Annotated in this window: 9 protein-coding genes and 1 pseudogene; 5 read left to right on the top strand and 5 right to left on the bottom strand. The window is 55.9% G+C overall.

Annotated features, from left to right (window positions below):
- Nucleotides 1-333 precede the first annotated feature (333 nt).
- Nucleotides 334-1,983 carry an RNA-binding domain-containing protein gene (locus RRF56_RS13970; protein ID WP_317038252.1) on the bottom strand — a complete coding sequence of 550 codons (1,650 nt, stop codon included), beginning with the start codon at nucleotides 1,981-1,983 and terminating at the stop codon, nucleotides 334-336.
- Nucleotides 1,984-2,180: 197 nt separating this feature from the next.
- On the opposite strand from RRF56_RS13970, the pseudogene RRF56_RS13975 reads away from it, so the two are divergent.
- Nucleotides 2,181-2,667, top strand: a pseudogene (locus RRF56_RS13975) (NgoFVII family restriction endonuclease); the annotation flags it as partial.
- A gap of 111 nt (nucleotides 2,668-2,778) precedes the next feature.
- Here RRF56_RS13975 and RRF56_RS13980 read toward each other — a convergent pair.
- From RRF56_RS13980 to RRF56_RS13995, 4 genes are all read right to left on the bottom strand, one after another.
- Nucleotides 2,779-6,477 carry a hypothetical protein gene (locus RRF56_RS13980; protein ID WP_317038254.1) on the bottom strand — a complete coding sequence of 1,233 codons (3,699 nt, stop codon included), beginning with the start codon at nucleotides 6,475-6,477 and terminating at the stop codon, nucleotides 2,779-2,781.
- 159 nt (nucleotides 6,478-6,636) lie between these two features.
- Nucleotides 6,637-10,935: an AAA family ATPase gene (locus RRF56_RS13985; RefSeq protein ID WP_317038360.1), complete on the bottom strand. Its 4,299-nt coding sequence runs from the start codon at nucleotides 10,933-10,935 to the stop codon at nucleotides 6,637-6,639.
- Between the two features lie 18 nt (nucleotides 10,936-10,953).
- Entirely contained in the window at nucleotides 10,954-11,373 is a 420-nt protein-coding gene (locus RRF56_RS13990; protein ID WP_317038255.1) for a hypothetical protein, read from the bottom strand.
- Between the two features lie 85 nt (nucleotides 11,374-11,458).
- Nucleotides 11,459-11,845 carry a hypothetical protein gene (locus RRF56_RS13995; protein ID WP_317038256.1) on the bottom strand — a complete coding sequence of 129 codons (387 nt, stop codon included), beginning with the start codon at nucleotides 11,843-11,845 and terminating at the stop codon, nucleotides 11,459-11,461.
- Nucleotides 11,846-12,074: 229 nt separating this feature from the next.
- Here RRF56_RS13995 and RRF56_RS14000 point away from each other — a divergent pair, with 229 nt between their 5' ends.
- From RRF56_RS14000 to RRF56_RS14015, 4 genes are all read left to right on the top strand, one after another.
- Nucleotides 12,075-12,674: a GIY-YIG nuclease family protein gene (locus RRF56_RS14000; RefSeq protein ID WP_317038257.1), complete on the top strand. Its 600-nt coding sequence runs from the start codon at nucleotides 12,075-12,077 to the stop codon at nucleotides 12,672-12,674.
- A gap of 141 nt (nucleotides 12,675-12,815) precedes the next feature.
- A complete protein-coding gene (hsdR, locus tag RRF56_RS14005) occupies nucleotides 12,816-16,181 on the top strand; it encodes a type I restriction-modification system endonuclease (RefSeq protein WP_317038258.1) in 3,366 nt (1,121 codons plus the stop codon).
- A 49-nt stretch (nucleotides 16,182-16,230) separates the two neighbouring features.
- Nucleotides 16,231-16,521: a type II toxin-antitoxin system Phd/YefM family antitoxin gene (locus RRF56_RS14010; RefSeq protein WP_317038259.1), complete on the top strand. Its 291-nt coding sequence runs from the start codon at nucleotides 16,231-16,233 to the stop codon at nucleotides 16,519-16,521.
- Nucleotides 16,522-16,523: 2 nt separating this feature from the next.
- Nucleotides 16,524-16,943, top strand: coding sequence for a type II toxin-antitoxin system VapC family toxin (locus tag RRF56_RS14015; RefSeq protein ID WP_317038260.1), 420 nt, complete (start codon nucleotides 16,524-16,526; stop codon nucleotides 16,941-16,943).
- The last annotated feature ends 1 nt before the right edge of the window (nucleotide 16,944 follow it).

Genomic DNA, 16,944 nt, shown 5'->3' on the forward strand with positions numbered 1-16,944 from the left:
TTTCAAAATTTTGCCAAGATCTTGGCGTACTGTGTGGCCTTTCCGCGAAGCCCCCAATAGGGGGCGTAGCATTGGGTACCGAGAGCAAAAGAGTATCCCAAACTATCCAGAGCTGAAACCAACCAGGCTGTGGATAGTTTGCATAGCCTGATGGTGTGGTGTTCCTGGTTCGGTTAGCTAGCTGACTCAACGCATTGGCCGGTTGGAAGTAGCCTGCTCAATCTGCCAAGTGTGACTAGCTCAAGCCCACTACACCAACATTGTGGGAGCAGCAATCGAATTTAACGAACAAAATGTGTTTTACGCGTTTTCAAGCTGAGCTTACGCGTTTTTTTACGCGATTGTGTAATATGCACCTCTACCTTGACCATGTAGCTGCAGTTTGCCCTCTTTCTGCAAATGGCGTAGAAGATTGCTAGCTTGGGAGTCGCTGAGATGGCAGAGGTTAGACACTTCTCGGCGGGTCACCTGGCCATTGGTCTGAGTAAACCGCAAGACCATTTCTGCTTGTTGAATGGGTTCAAACCCAACTTGGCGGACGTACTCAGCACTTTCTCCTAAGCTGCGATAGATATTTGGACTGAGCATGTAGGTTCGTCCTCTTGTCGCGCCTCGAGGTTCCACTAAGCCTGCTTCTACTAACCGTTCAAGCACAGACCGAGCGACAGAATCGTTCTTTTGAATAGCATGAGCGGCCATAGCTGTGTCAATCCGTCTTTCTTGTCGCAACCGCGACAAAATGATCAGGGCATCTAAGGGAATCGGTCTTGCAGTTCGTGACTCCTCTTCCACAATCATCTTGTAGAAAGGAATATCGGCTTCGGTGCAGCTCAGCACAACCTTAACGGTTGAGGTGTCGCTGCCGGTGTAATCGGGGGCGGGGCGTCCATAGCGAAGCAGCCCCTGAAAGATCAGATCTACCCCTCGTCCCGTTCGCTCGGCAAGGCCAATGCGTTTGATAGCATCTGCGAGGGCCGGGTTGCGAGGCTTTGGCTCCACGACTAACAGATTGTCGATGGTGACGCCTTCTACAAAGCCGCCAGGGTTGCTGATCGAGAGACCATCTACCTCCATGCGAATAAAAACCGTGCCCAGTTTGGTGTAGTCGCGGTGAATTAAAGCATTGACGGCAGCTTCCCGGAAAGTACGGGGATCGTAGTTAGGAATGGGGACTCGAAAAAGCCCCCATTGAATTTCGTCTTCTTCTAAACGAGCCTCAAACAGGGTGGAGAGGCGTTCAAAGGTTTTCAGCAGGGGAAAACGATAAAAGTCGTTGACGCGAATTTGTTGGTTCGCTTCCCGTACCTGAAAAGCAACTTCGTGGGTAGGTAGATGCTCTCGCAGGGCACTTTCTCGGCCCAGCACCAGTAAGCCAGTAACGGTTGGTACCTTTCTACCCTCATAAGTACGAGTCATGCCCAGAGCGCCTTCCAGCTCCTCATCGGTTAGGGCTAACAGTGATGTATCACCTCGATAGCGCTCGACCATTTGCCGCAAACGTTCTTGCTCCAGGGGATCGAAGGCATCCAGGCTAGCTTCCGGGATGGGCAAAGCTGAGTAGTCTAGTAGACCCAGGTCAGCTTGGCGGCTAGCAAACTCATAGGGGTAAAACGGTACGCATTCAGGTATTCCGTGGGCGTTGATGCGGCGACGCTGAATGAGGCCCTCAGAGGTTGCCACCAGGCGATTAGACTTAGGTACTTCAATCGCGGCTACCAGATGTCCTTCTTCTTCAAGGACGCTAATGCGGATACTGACTGGTGGATTGGTACGGTTGGCAATGAATGCGGCTAAGGTTTCGGTCTGCTGATGGCTGGTATGTAAGCCGGTGATGGATCCATCATCTTCGACTCCTAGATACAGTACACCCCCCTCGGTATTGGCTAAACAGACCACCGTGGCAATTAGGTCGCGATCAGGTAAACGCTTCTGATCGCTCTTAAACTCTACGGTTAGGGTTTCTTGGCTGGGAACAGTACGCACGGTTGGGTTCCTGAAGTCGTGCGAGTAGTTTACTTCACAGGAAAGATGTGTTGCAGGTGCGCATGTCCCCGTGCTGAAGGCAAGGGCTAACAAAGATCACGAATTTGACTGTATTCCAGCTAATGACGGTTAAATTATGGCTAGGGCAGCCATACCTGAGAACCCTTGAGACAGCCCAGTTGCCTAGAATCTTCGACAACATTGCCCTGGCGCTGATTGACCGCCAGGGCACCAGCGTGACCCAATCGCAGCTGGCGATTTTGCGGAAGGCCCAGTGTGAGCCAGATACCCCGGCTATTGCTAGAGACCCGCAGCACCACGCTCTGGTGGCCCAGGGGGCGAAACACATTCTGGAAGAGGAAAAGAGTTCGGGGGGGCAGTTGGGGCGACCATCGGGGGCCAGGTTCCGCACCTATGAGCGGCTGAAACGCCACGCCCAGGCGGTGAAGGGCACCCTGTTTGAATCTCAGGATTTGGTCAATGCCATTGACCAGCTCTATCGCTACCCGCTGAGGCAGGCGGCGACGGATCAGCTAAATCGGCAGTTGAAAAGTGGGGTCGATGATCAGCTGCTGGCGGATTTGTGGTGGCCCTCTACCAGGATGAGCGGCTGTGCCTGGTACATGACAGTGAGGCCACCGGGAACCGCAGATTATTTGCTCAATGGGTCTGTTTCGGCTCTCTAATCGGCCTGTTTATCTGAGAACCTCAGTCGGAGGCTTCGCTTTCTTTACCATCGCTGCTATAGAAGAACTTTATTGCCAACCTTGTCCTATAACCTCGTTGTTTCGGCACCTACTTCCAGGCATGGTGTTCACAAGTGCGGTGTGCTTGGCGAGTGGTGTCATCGGTTTGACCAACCACTAGCAAATAACCTCGTAAACGATTACAGGTATATGCAATCCAACCATTTGACAGAGAAGTGGGCCAAATCCGAACCGTTTTATCAGAACTGCCGCTGACCAGGGTTTGCCCATCGGAGCTTATCGCCACCGAGTAGATTGTGTTGAAAAACCTATGGCCCTGAAAGGGTTCTCCGATGGGATTTCCCTGGCGATCCCATAGCCGCACTGTCCCATCCCTACTGCCGCTGACTAGAGTTTGCCCGTCGGTACTGATCGCCACTGAATGGACTTCAGCCACATGGCCCTGAAAGGGTTTTCCGATAGGGTTTCCCTGGCGATCCCATAGCCGCACCGTCCCATCCTCACTGCCGCTGACAAGGGTTTGCCCGTCGGCACTCATCGCCACCGAAAAGACCCTACCTGTATGACCCTGGAAGGGTCTTCCGATGGGGTTTCCCTGGCGGTCCCACAGCCGCACCGTCCCATCCCAACTGCCACTGACCAGGGTTTGCCCATCGGCACTCATCGCTACCGAAAAGACCAAATCCGTATGGCCCTGAAAGGGTTTTCCAATAGGGTTTCCCTGACGGTCCCATAGCCGCAGCGTTTCATCTGAACTGCCACTCGCAATGGTTTGCCCATCGACACTTATTGCTACCGAGTTAACTCCATTTGTATGGCCTTGAAAGGGTTCTCCAATAGGGTTTCCTTGGCGGTCCCACAGCCGGACTGTCCCATCTCTACTTCCGCTGATCAGAGTTTGCCCATCAGCACTTACCGCCACCGAGTAGACCGCATCTGTATGGCCCAGAAAGGGTTCTCCGATGGAGTTTCCCTGGCGGTCCCACAACCGTACCGTTCTGTCCCAACTGCTGCTGATCAGAGTTTGCCCATCAGCACTGATCGCCACCGAAGCAACACTGGCCGTATGGCCCTGAAGGGGTTTTACGAGGGGGTTTCCTTGTCGGTTCCACAACTGCACAATCCCATTCCAACTGCCACTGACCAGGGTTTGCCCATTGGCACTCATCGCCACCGACTCGAAACCGAACATGTTTTCCAAGGGTTCTCCGATGGGGTTTCCTTGGTGATTCCACAGCCGCAGCGTCTCATCCTCACTGCTACTGATCATCGTTTGTCCATCAGCACTGATCGCTACCGAAGTGACGGTACCTGTATGGCCTTGTAAGGGTTTTCCCATGAGGTTTCCCTGGCGATCCCATAGCCGCACTGTCCCATTCCAACCGCCGCTGATCATCGTTTGTCCATCGACACTCAGCGCCACCGCAGTGACCCCTTCCGTGTGGCCTCGTAAGGATCTTCCGATGGGGTTTCCCCCGCGATCCCACCAGAGAATCGTCCCATCCCAACTGCCGCTGACCAGGGTTTGCCCATCGGCACTCATCGCCACCGAAGTGACCGCATCCGTATGGCCCCGAATGGGTTCGCCAATGGGGTTTCCCTCGTGATCCCATAGCCGCACTGTTCCATCCTCACTGCCGCTGACCAGGGTTTGCCCATCGGCACTAATCGCCACCGAAGTGACCACATCCACATGCCCCCACATGGGTCTGCCAATAGGGTTTCCCTCGTGATCCCATAGCCGCACCGTCCTATCCTCACTGCTGCTGGCAATGGTTTGCCCATCGACACTGGCGGCTACTGAAGTGACCGCAGCCGTATGGCCCTGAATGGGTTCGCCAATGGGGTTTCCCTCGTGATCCCATAGCCGCACTGTTCCATCCTCACTGCCGCTGACCAGGGTTTGCCCATCGGCACTAATCGCTACTGAAGTAACCTCTCTATGACCTGCAACATAATGAGCCTGCATTGCTCGGTTAGGTTTATCTAGCACTGCGGTGCTAACAAGCCCAGGGCGTTGTAGATTAGGGAGTTTGATAAAGGGCGAACGCCCCAACCCAATAGCGGCTAATCCGTAAACCAGACTATAAATATCATCGATATCCGCCAGGTTTTCTGAAGTCGCTGCATAAAGCTGCATTCGCCTGCGTTCGGATTCGTACACCTTATAGCCCGCAAACCCGCTTAAGGTGGTGGTAAATACTAAACCCGCTACCAGGCTCCTTATTGCCCATTGCTTCAACCGTTTCTCTCGTTGATTGGCTTGGTCAGCAGCTTCAAAGAAGGCAACGGATGAAGCGGACATATCCGATCGCGCTTTTTGGGCAAACGTTTTCAGTAAGTCCAGGGCAGGTGGTCTCCACAGCAGACCATTTGGCCGTCCATGCTGATTCCAGTAGGTAGCGGCTTCATCCAGCCGTCGCTGAAAGCGAATATCATCCCGGCTGCTATCCAGCCATTCGTTCAACGCCTGCCAGTAGCCAAATAGGGCCTCGTGGGTCACCTCCGCCACTTCCCCATCGCCATGACTGGCCAGGGTCAACAACCGCACGCCCGGCGAAGAAAAGCGGGCCAGCACTTGCTTCACGGCCTCTGGGCTATCCTGACTGGCGATTAGGCTCGCCACCGGGGCGCGACGGCGGGTGTCGCGGGTGCCTTCTCCCAGTTGCACCAGGCCCAGAAAAATACGACGGGCGGTTTCCTGCTCTGCAGGACTGAGGTGGTCGTAGATCTCCTGAGCTTTCCCGGCCAGGGCACCGCCCACGCCCCCCATCTGGCGGTAGATCTCCGCCGGGACCACCTCCTGGCCCAGCCCCTCCCAAATGCGGGTGAGGGCAAACTGCAACAGCGGCAGCGCCCCCTCCCGGCCCTCGGTGTCCTGCACCAGCAGGTCAATGATGGCCGCATCCAGGGGATGGCCAGACCGTTCAGCGGGGCGGGCGATCGCCTCTCGTAGTTCCGCCGCTGTCATCGGCGGCACAATCACGCTCTGGTCAGAGCCAATAACCTGGCTAAGGGCGGGATGGCGCTGGGTTTCGCCCAAAAAGTCGCTGCGTAGGGTGATCACCACCGACACCTGGCCGCTGGAGTCTTGGGCGGCGGTGAGCAGATTGTCGATGAAAGCTTGGCGTTCCTGATCTTCCTTGCAGAGAGAATAAACTTCCTCGAATTGGTCTACCAGCACCACCAGTGGCATATCGTGAATTTTGGGAATCAGATTGGCGATGCGGCGCAGCCCGTCATACTCCCCGGTTGTGTTGACTAGACCAAGTTCGGCGGTAAACTCGCGGGTTTTGGTAACGGGTAGAGGGTCTTGGGTCGCAGTCTTGGCTAGCACCCCTGCCAGGGCTTCCAGGGGGTGGCTACCGGGCACCAACACCACCACGCGCAGGGAGGTTTTACCGGGCAGGGGACGGCGAGCCAGTTCTGGAATCAGCCCCGCGCGGGCCAGAGAGGACTTGCCACAGCCGGATGGCCCCAGAATGGGCAACAGCCGGGGGATAGCGTTAACCTGGGTGGATTGGGCCGCTAGGTCTTGGAACCGTTGCCACAGCCGTTGGATCTGAGCTTCTCGCCCAAAGTAGCGATCGCCGTCCTGTTCCGTAAACGTCGCTAACCCCTGGTAGGGATTGGGGTCAAGGGACTGGGGAGCGGTTTTCGGAGTGACTGGGGATGGCGGTGCCGTTTGGTAAATGACATGGATGATATTGCCATCACCGGAGACGATCGCACTGCCCACGGCACTCGATTGAATCTGAATGCCGTGACTGACTTGGATTTCGTCCATATCCACCTGCTCAACTGAGCGGTCTTAACCTTTATAGCATCAGCCCATCAGGGGTAAGAGCTTGTGGCCGTGCTGGCCAATGTGCCCTACCGTCGCCCCCATGGTGCCCCAATTGGAGCCGAGAGACCGGATGCGTCGGCCCCAATTGGGTGTTGTGCTCTACTCTGTGGGGTTGGCGAGGGTGTGGGCGACGGCGGCGGGGTTTTGGTCGAGGGTATCGGTGCTGGGGTTGAGGTCAATCTCAAGATCGCGGTCGAGGGCTTGTTGGAATAGACGGGTGGCCCTGGCCACCTTTCCATTGCGGGCCAGGGTAGTGGCTTCTCGCACCAAATGCACGGCGGAATACTTGCGGGCCACAGCTCTAGGATTTTGCGCAATTTCCTCGGTGGCGGGGTCGAGGTCAATATCATGGCCCGCAGCACGGGAAATTCTCAACAGATGGCGCAGCAGGGCAGTAGCTTGGCGGCCATTGCCGTCTCGGGCAATGGTATGGGCGGCGACAATCACGGTGGCATGGACAGGGAAATTGGCACAGGTCAAGTTGTACTGACTCAAGTCTCGCTGCACGTAGTTGCGCCATTCGGTAGCCGTAAAGTTGCGGTCATGGCGCTGACAAATCTGGGCGACTAAATCCTGAGACCACACCCAGCGAATCCGGGCGGTGCCGTCACTACTGGCGGTGGCGGCCCGCTGCCCATCCGGGCTGAAGCTCACCGCCCTGACCGCAGCATCATGGGAGAGGGTGGCGATAGCCTCCCCTGTGCTGACCTCCCACACCCGCGCCGTGCCGTCACCGCTGGCGGTGGCGACTCGCTGCCCATCCGGACTGAAGCTCACAGCCAAGACCGCAGCATTATGAGAGAGGGTAGCGATGGCCGCCCCCCTGCTGGCCTCCCATACCCGGGCGCTGCTGTCAACACTGGCGGTGACGACCCGCTGCCCATCCGGGCTGAAGCTTACTGCCCAGACCTCATCATCATGGGAGAGGGTGGCGATAGCCTCCCCCGTGCTGGTCTCCCACACCCGCGCCGTGCCGTCCAAACTGGCAGTGACGACCCGCTGCCCATCCGGGCTGAAGCTTACCGCCAAGACCCCATCATCATGGGAGAGGGTGGCGATGACCTTCCCCGTACTGGCCTCCCACACCCGCGCGGTGCCGTCCCAACTGGCAGTGGCAACCCGCTGCCCATCCGGGCTGAAGCTCACCGCCAAGACCCCATCATCATGGGAGAGGGTGGCGATGGCCTCCCCCGTGCTGGCCTCCCACACCCGCGCCGTGCCGCCTAAACTGGCGGTGGCGACCCGCTGCCCATCCGGGCTGAAGCTCACCGACCAGACCCAATCATCATCATCATGGGAGAGGGTGGCGATGGCCTCCCCCGTGCTGGCCTCCCACACCCGCGCCGTGCCGTCACTACTGGCGGTGGCGACCCGCTGCCCATTCGGGCTGAAGCTCACCGCATTGACCCCAGCATCATGAGAGAGGGTGGCGATGGCCTCCCCCGTGCTGGTCTCCCACACCCGGGCGGTGCCGTCATCACTGGCGGTGGCGACCCGCTGCCCATTTGGGCTGAAGCTCACCGCATTGACCCTCTCATCATGGGAGAGGGTAGCGATGGCCTCCCCCGTGATGGTTTCCCACACCCGGGCGTTGCCGTCCCTACTGGCGGTGGCGACCCGCTGCCCATCCGGGCTAAAATTCACCGCCCAGACCTCATCATTATGAGAGAGAGTGGCGATGGCCTCCCCCGTGCTGGCCTCCCACACCCGAGCGCTGCGGTCACTACTGGCGGTGGCGACCCGCTGCCCATCCGGGCTGAAGCTCACTGCCCAGAGCTCATCATTATGGGGGAGGGTGGCGATGATTTTCCCCGTGCTGGCCTCCCACACCCGGGCGCTGCGGTCAACACTGGCGGTGGCGACCCACTGCCCATCCGGGCTGAAGCTCACCGCCCTGACCCTATCATCATGGGGGAGGGTGGCGATGGCCTCCCCCGTGCTGGCCTCCCACACCCGCGCCGTGCCGTCATCACTGGCGGTGGCGACCCGCTGCCCATTCGGGCTAAAGCTCACCGCATAGACAGCAGCATCATGGGAGAGGGTGGCGATGGCCTCCCCCGTGCTGGCCTCCCACACCCGGGCCGTGCCGTCACTACTGGCGGTAGCAACCCTCTGCCCATCCGGGCTGAAGCTCACTGCCCAGACCACATCATCATGGGAGAGGGTGGCGATGATTTTCCCCGTGCTGGCCTCCCACACCCGCGCCGTGCCGTCACTACTGGCGGTGGCGACTCGCTGCCCATCCGGGCTGAAGCTCACCGCCCAGACCTTTTTATCATGGGACAGATTAGCGATGACCTTCCCCGTGCTGGCCTCCCACACCCGCGCCGTGCCGTCACTATTGGCGGTGGCGACCCGCTGCCCATCCGGGCTGAAGCTTACCGCAATGACCTCATCATCATGGGAGAGGGTAGCAATGACCTTCCCCGTGCTGGCCTCCCACACCCGCGCCGTGCCGTCACTACTGGCGGTAGCAACCCGCTGCCCATCCAGGGTGAAGCTCACCGCCCTGACCATATCCTCGTGGGAGAGCGTGGCGATGGGCCAAGGACGATCTAGCCCCTGACGGACTGCTTGGTTCACGGTATCCAGTTTTCGACCGCTAAGGTTGGCTATCTGGAAAGTATGCACCGCCAGCAGCGCTCCTGCTTCCTGGGAGGTAGCACGACGGGGTTGACTGGACATCTGCTCTGCTTGGGCAGCCAATTGACGAACCAAAGCCAACTGCTCTGCCCGACGGGACTGGAGACCAAACCAGGTCATTCCCGCCGCCAATAGCGCCAAAGCGCCTACCCCCGCCCCTCGCAAGAGAGCCTGTTGCCGTTCTGCCTGCTCAGAAGCACGGAAAAAGTTAAGGCAACATGGGTTGAGATCAGGGTTAGCGGTTCGGACAAAAGTACGGAGGAGATCCAGATCCGGCGATCGCCACAACAACCCCGCTGGCCTTCCCTGCTCATCCCAGTAGGTTGCAGCTGACTCTAACCGCTGCTGCAAGCGAATATCATCCCAGCGATCGCTAATCCAGTCTTTGAACCGCTGCCAGGTTTCAAACAGTGCCTCATGGGTCACCTCCGCCGTGATCTCACCCTCCACTGTAGATAGGGAAATTAAGCGCGCATTTTCCTTCGAGAACTCGTGAATGACCTCCTTCACTTGCTCCAGAGTGATCTTGCGGGTGGCTAAATCCTTGACCCTGACCCGGCGACGAGTCACCCAGTTATTCTTCCCTCCCGGCTGCACCAGGCTTAGAAAAATTCGCTGCGCGATCGCTTGCCTGTCTACCTTCGAGTTACCAGCATCCTTCAAACCATCAAAAATCTTATCTGCCCTATCCGCTACCGCTCCCCCAATGCCCCCAATGTCTAAATAGACCTGCAACGGCGATCGCCCCCGTAGCGATTCCTGCGATAACTCCTCCCACAGTTTGGTCAGCGCAAATTGGAGCAACGGCAACGCCCCCTCTTGCCCTGCCATATCCTGCACCATGCGATCCAATAAAGCATCCTCTAAGGGGTGTCCCGCCCGTTTGGCAGGCTCCGCGATCGCCCGAGCCAACTCCGCTACTGTCATCGCCGGTACAATCACCCCACAATGGGAAATAGCCTGATTCAAGTCAGGGTGGCGCTGCGTTTCCCCCAGAAAATCACTGCGTAGAGTAAGAATGACAGACAGATTGCCGCTGGAGTCCTTGGCAGCACACAGCAGGTTTTCAATGAAAGCCATGCGCTCTTGAATAAATCGCTCTCGCCGACTCTGCTCCTCAGGTGTCGTGCCTCGGGGCTCATTGGTATAAACCTCCTCAAACTGATCCACCAGCACCACCAGCGGAGAGTCTCGAATTTCTGGCATCAGGGCAGTGATACGACGTAGGCCGTCATATTCCCCACTAGCGGAGGGAATATCCATTTCCTCAGTAAACTCCCGGTTTTTGGCAACAGGCATCGAGTCTTCGGTTACTGCCTTGGCCAACACCCCGGCTAGGGCTTCCAGGGGATGCTCACCGGGCACCATTACCGCCACCCGCATCCGTTTTTTCCCTAACAGGGGCCGCTGGGCTAGTGCCGGAATCAACCCCGCTCGCACCAGGGAAGATTTCCCACATCCCGATGGCCCCAGAACCGTTAAGAGGCGAGGGCCACCTGAACGCCCCACAAGGGTCTGAAATTCTTTCCATAGTCGGTCGATCTGAGCTTCACGCCCAAAATAGCGATCGCTGTCCTTTTCCGTAAAGGCTGCTAACCCTCGATAAGGATTCGGGCCGAGTCGAGTGGCGGTGCCAACCGTCTCCAGTATTGATTGCTGAATGACTTGGTAGATGACGTTAACAACGTTGCCATCGCCCGAGACGATCGCACTCCCTACCGCACTCTCTTGAATCTGAATGCCGCGATCACCCATTACACCCAAGCCCTACCTCTACAGCGCCAACCCAACGAGGGGCAGAAGCTTGTGGCCATGCTGCCCCAGCCACCCCGCCGTCGCCTCCACATGGGGCCGCAGCCGGTCGATCGCCTCCCCAAAATCCGTCAATTTTTTAATGCGCTTCAGCCCGGTTTCCAGGGCATCGGCAATAATCTCCTTATCAGGTTCTGGCTTCGCCATCTCCAGCGCCAACTCTTCAGCTGCGCCCGTGATAGTTGGGTTATTCAGACTTGCGAAGATTTCTTTTAGCGCCTCAATCTCCGCCTGAATATCCACCGTCTCCGGTACTGGCAGCGACGCCTGCTGGAACTGCACCGAGACCGTATTGCTGTTGCCCGTCACCACGGCGCTACCGGTTACACTGCCACCAATCTGTACCGAGCGGTTATCGCCTGGGATGTCTGGAGTCGTCATAGCCAAAATTGATAGAGAGTTGGCTCAACTGTAGGTCAAAGGGCCAAAGGTACCCCAGACTGTTGTAGAAGTCTTTATAAACGGTTTAGCCCTTAGCATTCCGAGCCTGCTGCTTCTGATAACGGGCTATTCGTTTTTCCCAATCGCCAGCCCAACCTTGCTCCTGGGCCTCGCGACATAGGCAGATGGCCTCTGTTAGCCGCCCTTGCTTTTCACGAATAATAGCGAGCTGGGTATAACCTGTGTGGGCAGGCAGCGCGGCGGCAGATTCAGGCAGTGGCTGCTCCACGGCGAACTGGCTCAATTCCTCAAACTCCTGGTGAAACAGCTGGGCCACTTCAGGGGCGATCGCAATCTGCTGATTACAGGCAGCGATCGACTTCTCTAGAGCACCAAGCTCCTTGTTTCGCAGTTTGTAATTGCTTTGAATTGCTTCAAGCAGCTCAAAGTGCTTTTTTATCAAGGGTTTCATAAAACTCTAGCCTCATTTTGGTTGACCATCATCGTAAGGATGTCACCTCTGTAGTGCCAGATGGCAACTAGCCAACTGGACTCACCTTACAAATTCATAGTGAAAATAGGGCCGTTCGCACCAGCAGTAGGAGCCGTTCCTATAAAGGGCTGCTAGCGTCAGGAAAGACCGTGCCCACTCTCTACGGGGCGGGAACTCTGAAAGGGTGAGTCCCAAAATGCCCAGCCCCATGAATGAGTCAACTTTTGAAGCGATCCTCTACCCCACTCGTCTCTGGTCCCGCCCAGAGGTGTTGGCTAGGAATTGTCCGGTGCCAGGGAAGGCTGGAGTCTATGCCTGGTACTTTCGCAAGGTTCCTCCTGAGGTTCCGACTGAGGGCTGTCATCGGGTGGAAGGGGCTACCCTGCTTTACGTAGGCATTTCACCCAGCAAGCCCTCATCCAGCGGCCAGCAGTTGAAAGAGCGGGTACGACAGCACTACAACAACAATGCCTTTGGCTCTACCCTGCGTCTTACCCTGGGGTGCCTACTGGCCGATGAGTTGAGCATTGAGCTAAGGCGGGAAGGCCGCAGTGGTAAACGCCTCACCTTTGTGGATGGAGAGCAGGTACTTTCTAAGTGGATGGAGGCTAATGCCCTGGTTACCTGGATAGAGACACCGGAGCCGTGGATGTTAGAGCCACAGATCATCTCTCAAATCTCTGTACCCCTTAATTTGAAGCAAAATGAGAGCCATCCCTTCTATCCAGTTCTATCGGAGCTTCGTAAGAGTTATAGGCAGAGGGCGCGGGAGCTGCCGATATGTAACGGGATGTGGAGTGGTAGTTGACTCGGCTCAGGACTGGTTAAGGTGTTGATGCTAGCTTGGGTAGGTCATCTAATTTTTGTCTCACCGGGCAAAATCTTTATGGAATTCTCCTTATAGAGTGGGCATCCTTAGGAATAGCTTAGTGACGCCTAATTTCTACACATGAGCGGTGCGTCCCTTTCCCCTAATTTTGTCTTTCTCAGACAGCACGAACCGCAGCTTGTTCGACTCGGGACTTTGGCGGAGCGTTATTTCAAGGAAGATCCTTGCACCTGCCTGATAAAGCTTCGTCAGTTTGGTGAGCTGTTGGCTCAGATGGCAGCAGCGAATGCCGGTCTGTATCTAAATCCTCAGGAGTCTCAGGTTGATTTACTTCGGCGTTTGCGAGACCGGGGCGTTGTGGTTGGAGAAGCCTACCAGCTCTTTCACGAGCTACGGGCAAAAGGCAACACTGCCACCCATGACATGGTGGGTGACCATCGCACGGCTTTAAGTAACCTGAAATATGCTCGCTTGCTGGGCATTTGGTTTCATCGCAGCTTTGGGCGCGATCGCAATTTCAAAGCTGGGCCGTTCGTGCCACCTGCCGATCCAGAGCAGGAAACCGAGGCGCTACAGCAGGAGCTTGCCCATCTCCGAGCAGAAGCTGAAAAGCATCGCAACCAGGCCCAGATGGCTCAGGTTACTGCTGCGGAAGAGGCAGAACTGCGCCAGATCGCCGAAACGCTATTAGAAGTTGCCGAGGCCGAAGTAGAGGCGGTACGGCAACGGCTCACAGCCGTTCAGATTGAAGCCCAGCAGCAGCCAGCTCAAGTCATTGAAGCCACCTTGGCTCAGGCACGCCAGGTCGAGCAATCCATTGATCTAGATGAACCTGAAACCCGACGGTTGATTGACGCCCAGTTACAGGCCGCCGGATGGGAAGTAAACACCAACCAACTGACCTTTCAAAAGGGTGCTCGACCACAAAAAGGGAAAAACCTGGCCATCTCAGAATGGCCTACAGCCGGTGGTAGGGCTGACTACGCCTTATTTGTAGGTTTGCAGGTTGTCGCTGTAGTCGAAGCCAAACGCCACAGCAAAGACGTGGCAGAGGGCGCTCTAAACCAGGCCAAGCGCTACAGCCAGGGCTACACAATCCAGGGGGAAGAGTCTTGCCCTGGTGGACCATGGGGCGACTTCAAGGTTCCGTTCGTGTTTGCGACCAACGGGCGGCCTTTTCTACAGCAGTTGCGCACCAAAAGCGGCATCTGGTTTTGTGACCTGCGCCGACCTGAAAACCTGCGGCAGCCATTATCAACCTGGTACAGCCCCCAGGGGCTGATGGAATCGCTTAAGCAGGATATTGATCAGGCCCACAGTCGGTTAAAACAGGAGCCTTTTAACTACGGCATCGAACTGCGGGACTATCAAATTAAGGCTATTCAGGCGATTGAAATGGCCCTGGAGACGGGGCAACGAGACTTGCTGGTAGCCATGGCCACCGGAACCGGTAAAACCAAAACCTGTATTGCTCTGGTCTACCGACTCTTGAAAACCAAGCGGTTTCGCCGAGTACTGTTTTTGGTAGACCGCACAGCCCTGGGTGAACAGACCGCCAATGCTTTCAAAGAATCCCGCATGGAAAGCTTACAAACCTTTGCAGATATCTTTGAGGTCAAAGAGCTAAACGATATACGGTCCGAGTCTGATACGAAAGTTCATATCGCTACAGTGCAAGGGATGGTGAAACGAACGCTTTACGCCGCTGAAGATGCCCCCCTGCTGACGGCAGATCAGTATGACTGCATTGTGGTGGATGAATGCCATCGGGGCTATTTGCTCAACCGTGAGCTGAGTGATGCAGAAATAGAGTTTCGGGACTTTAACGACTATGTTTCGAAGTATCGAAGAGTTTTAGACCAATTTGATGCAGTCAAAATTGGTCTGACAGCAACTCCCGCTTTGCATACCACACAAATTTTTGGCAACCCCGTCTACACCTACGCCTACCGAGAAGCTGTTATTGATGGCTGGCTCATTGATCATGAGCCCCCTTACCAGATCACCACCCGATTGGCCTTAGAAGGCATTGTTTGGGATCCAGGGGAGCAAATGGAATTCTTTGATCCAGCGACTGGCCAGCTTGACCTGGTCCACGCTCCCGATGAAGTGCGGTTTGAGGTAGAGCACTTTAACAAGCGAGTGGTCACCGAAGAATTTAACCGAGCCGTCTGTGAAGCCCTGGCTCAGCACATCGACCCATCGCTGCCCGAAAAAACCCTCATTTTCTGTGCTACTGACAGCCATGCCGATATTGTGGTGGATCAGTTCAAGCAAGTGCTGCAAGAGTTATACGGCAGTGTAGAAGACGACGCGATCGCAAAAATTACCGGCGCTGCCGATAAGCCTTTGGAGCTGATTCGCAAGTTCCGCAATGAGGTCAACCCAACCATCGTGGTAACCGTAGACTTACTAACCACCGGAATCGATGTGCCCTCCATATGTAACCTGGTCTTTATTCGGCGGGTCAATTCGAGAATTCTCTATGAGCAAATGCTAGGGCGGGCCACGCGCCGAGCCGATGCCATTGGTAAAGATGTCTTTCGCATTTTTGATGCCGTGCGGCTCTATGAGGCTATTGCACCAGTATCAAGCATGCAGCCGGTGGTGGTGAATCCCAAAATCTCCTTTACCCAACTGGTTGAAGAGCTGGCAACAGAGACGGAACCCGAGGCACTAGAGGGCATCGTAGAGCAGCTGTTGGCCAAGCTGCAGCGCAAGCGCCGCCATTTGAGCGAGAACGACCGTGAGCAGCTAGAGCAACTGGCTGGTATGTCAGTGCAGGATGTGGTGCAGCATCTGAAGGAAAGTAATGGAATCCAGGTCAAACAGTGGTTCGAAGAACACAGGACCATTGCTCAAGTGCTTGATCGCAAGAAGGAAGGCACTCAATCCGTACTCATCTCCTACCATCCCGATGAATTGTTGAGGGTTGAGCAGGGCTATGGGGTATCTGAAAGTGGGGCAGCCTATGGCAGGCCAGAGGATTACTTGGATAGCTTCAAAGCCTTTTTGCGTAATAACCAGAACCAGATTGCGGCCTTAATAGTAGTGATGCAGCGCCCCCGAGACCTAACCCGTCAGCAGCTGAAGGAGTTAAGGCTATTACTCGATAATGCTGGCTACTCTGAAGCCCAACTGCGTTCGGCCTGGCGAGATGCCACTAATGAGGATATTGCTGCCTCCATTATTGGGTTCATCCGTCAGGCAGCCCTGGGCGATGCGCTCATTCCTTACCCCGAACGGGTTGACCGGGCTATAAAGAAAATTTTGGCTAAACAAGCCTGGACGGCACCCCAACGCAAGTGGTTAGAGCGCATTGGTAAGCAGCTCAAGGTAGAGGTCATTGTCGATCATGAAGCGTTAGACCAGGGCGAGTTCAAAACCCAGGGAGGCGGGTTTAGTCGTTTAGATCGCCTCTTTGGAGGGCAGTTGGATACAATTCTGGCGGAAATTAGGGACAACGTCTGGCAGGCAGCCAGTTGACCCGGTGGTTTCGTGGTTAAATGGCGATATAGATAGCCATCCTGATAGCATGTCAGATCTGCTGCCTCAATACTCAATTGCTGATGCACGAGATCACTTAACCCAACTAGTTCACTCTGTTGAGCAGGGTAAGCCCATTGAGATTACCCGCCGGGGGAAACGGGTCGCCATTTTGCTATCTGTTGAAGACTTTGATCGGCTGTCAGCTCACCAGGGAAGCTTTGGCAGTTCCCTGGCAGAGTTTAGGCAGCGCTGGGGCATCGCAATGCTCGATCTCAACCCTGATGAAGTCTTTCAGGATGTGCGTGATGCTGCTCCAGGGCGAGAGGTGCTTGTGTAACTATGGTGCGCTTTCTGCTAGACACCAATATCCTTTCTGAGCCTCTACGGCCTCAGCCATGCTCGAGGGTTATGCAGCAGCTGGCTAGCCAGAGTAAGGAGCTATCAACCGCTGCTGTGGTATATCACGAAATGCTGTTTGGCTGCCATCGCCTACCCAAATCAAAGCGGCAACAGGCCATTGCAGCCTACTTACAGGAGGAGGTTGAAACCAAGCTGATGATTTTGCCCTACGACGCAGAGGCTGCTAACTGGCACGCTGTCGAACGGGCCAGGTTGATGGGCGGTGGTAAAACTCCGTCGTTTGTAGATGGGCAAATTGCTGCGATCGCAGTGGTTAATAACCTCATTTTGGTTACCAATAACACGGTAAATTTTGTCGATTTTCAGAGCCTGCAACTGCAAAACTGGTTTGATTCCTAAT

This window comes from Nodosilinea sp. E11 (assembly GCF_032813545.1).
Lineage (GTDB): Bacteria > Cyanobacteriota > Cyanobacteriia > Phormidesmidales > Phormidesmidaceae > Nodosilinea.

What these genes read in the sequence shown, in the direction of transcription:
- RRF56_RS13980 (WP_317038254.1), bottom strand. Translation starts at nt 6,477, where the DNA reads ATGGACGAAATCCAAGTCAGTCACGGCATTCAGATTCAATCGAGTGCC.
- RRF56_RS14015 (WP_317038260.1), top strand. Translation starts at nt 16,524, where the DNA reads ATGGTGCGCTTTCTGCTAGACACCAATATCCTTTCTGAGCCTCTACGG.
- RRF56_RS13990 (WP_317038255.1), bottom strand. Translation starts at nt 11,373, where the DNA reads ATGACGACTCCAGACATCCCAGGCGATAACCGCTCGGTACAGATTGGT.
- RRF56_RS13995 (WP_317038256.1), bottom strand. Translation starts at nt 11,845, where the DNA reads ATGAAACCCTTGATAAAAAAGCACTTTGAGCTGCTTGAAGCAATTCAA.
- RRF56_RS13985 (WP_317038360.1), bottom strand. Translation starts at nt 10,935, where the DNA reads ATGGGTGATCGCGGCATTCAGATTCAAGAGAGTGCGGTAGGGAGTGCG.
- RRF56_RS14010 (WP_317038259.1), top strand. Translation starts at nt 16,231, where the DNA reads ATGTCAGATCTGCTGCCTCAATACTCAATTGCTGATGCACGAGATCAC.
- hsdR (WP_317038258.1), top strand. Translation starts at nt 12,816, where the DNA reads ATGAGCGGTGCGTCCCTTTCCCCTAATTTTGTCTTTCTCAGACAGCAC.
- RRF56_RS14000 (WP_317038257.1), top strand. Translation starts at nt 12,075, where the DNA reads ATGAATGAGTCAACTTTTGAAGCGATCCTCTACCCCACTCGTCTCTGG.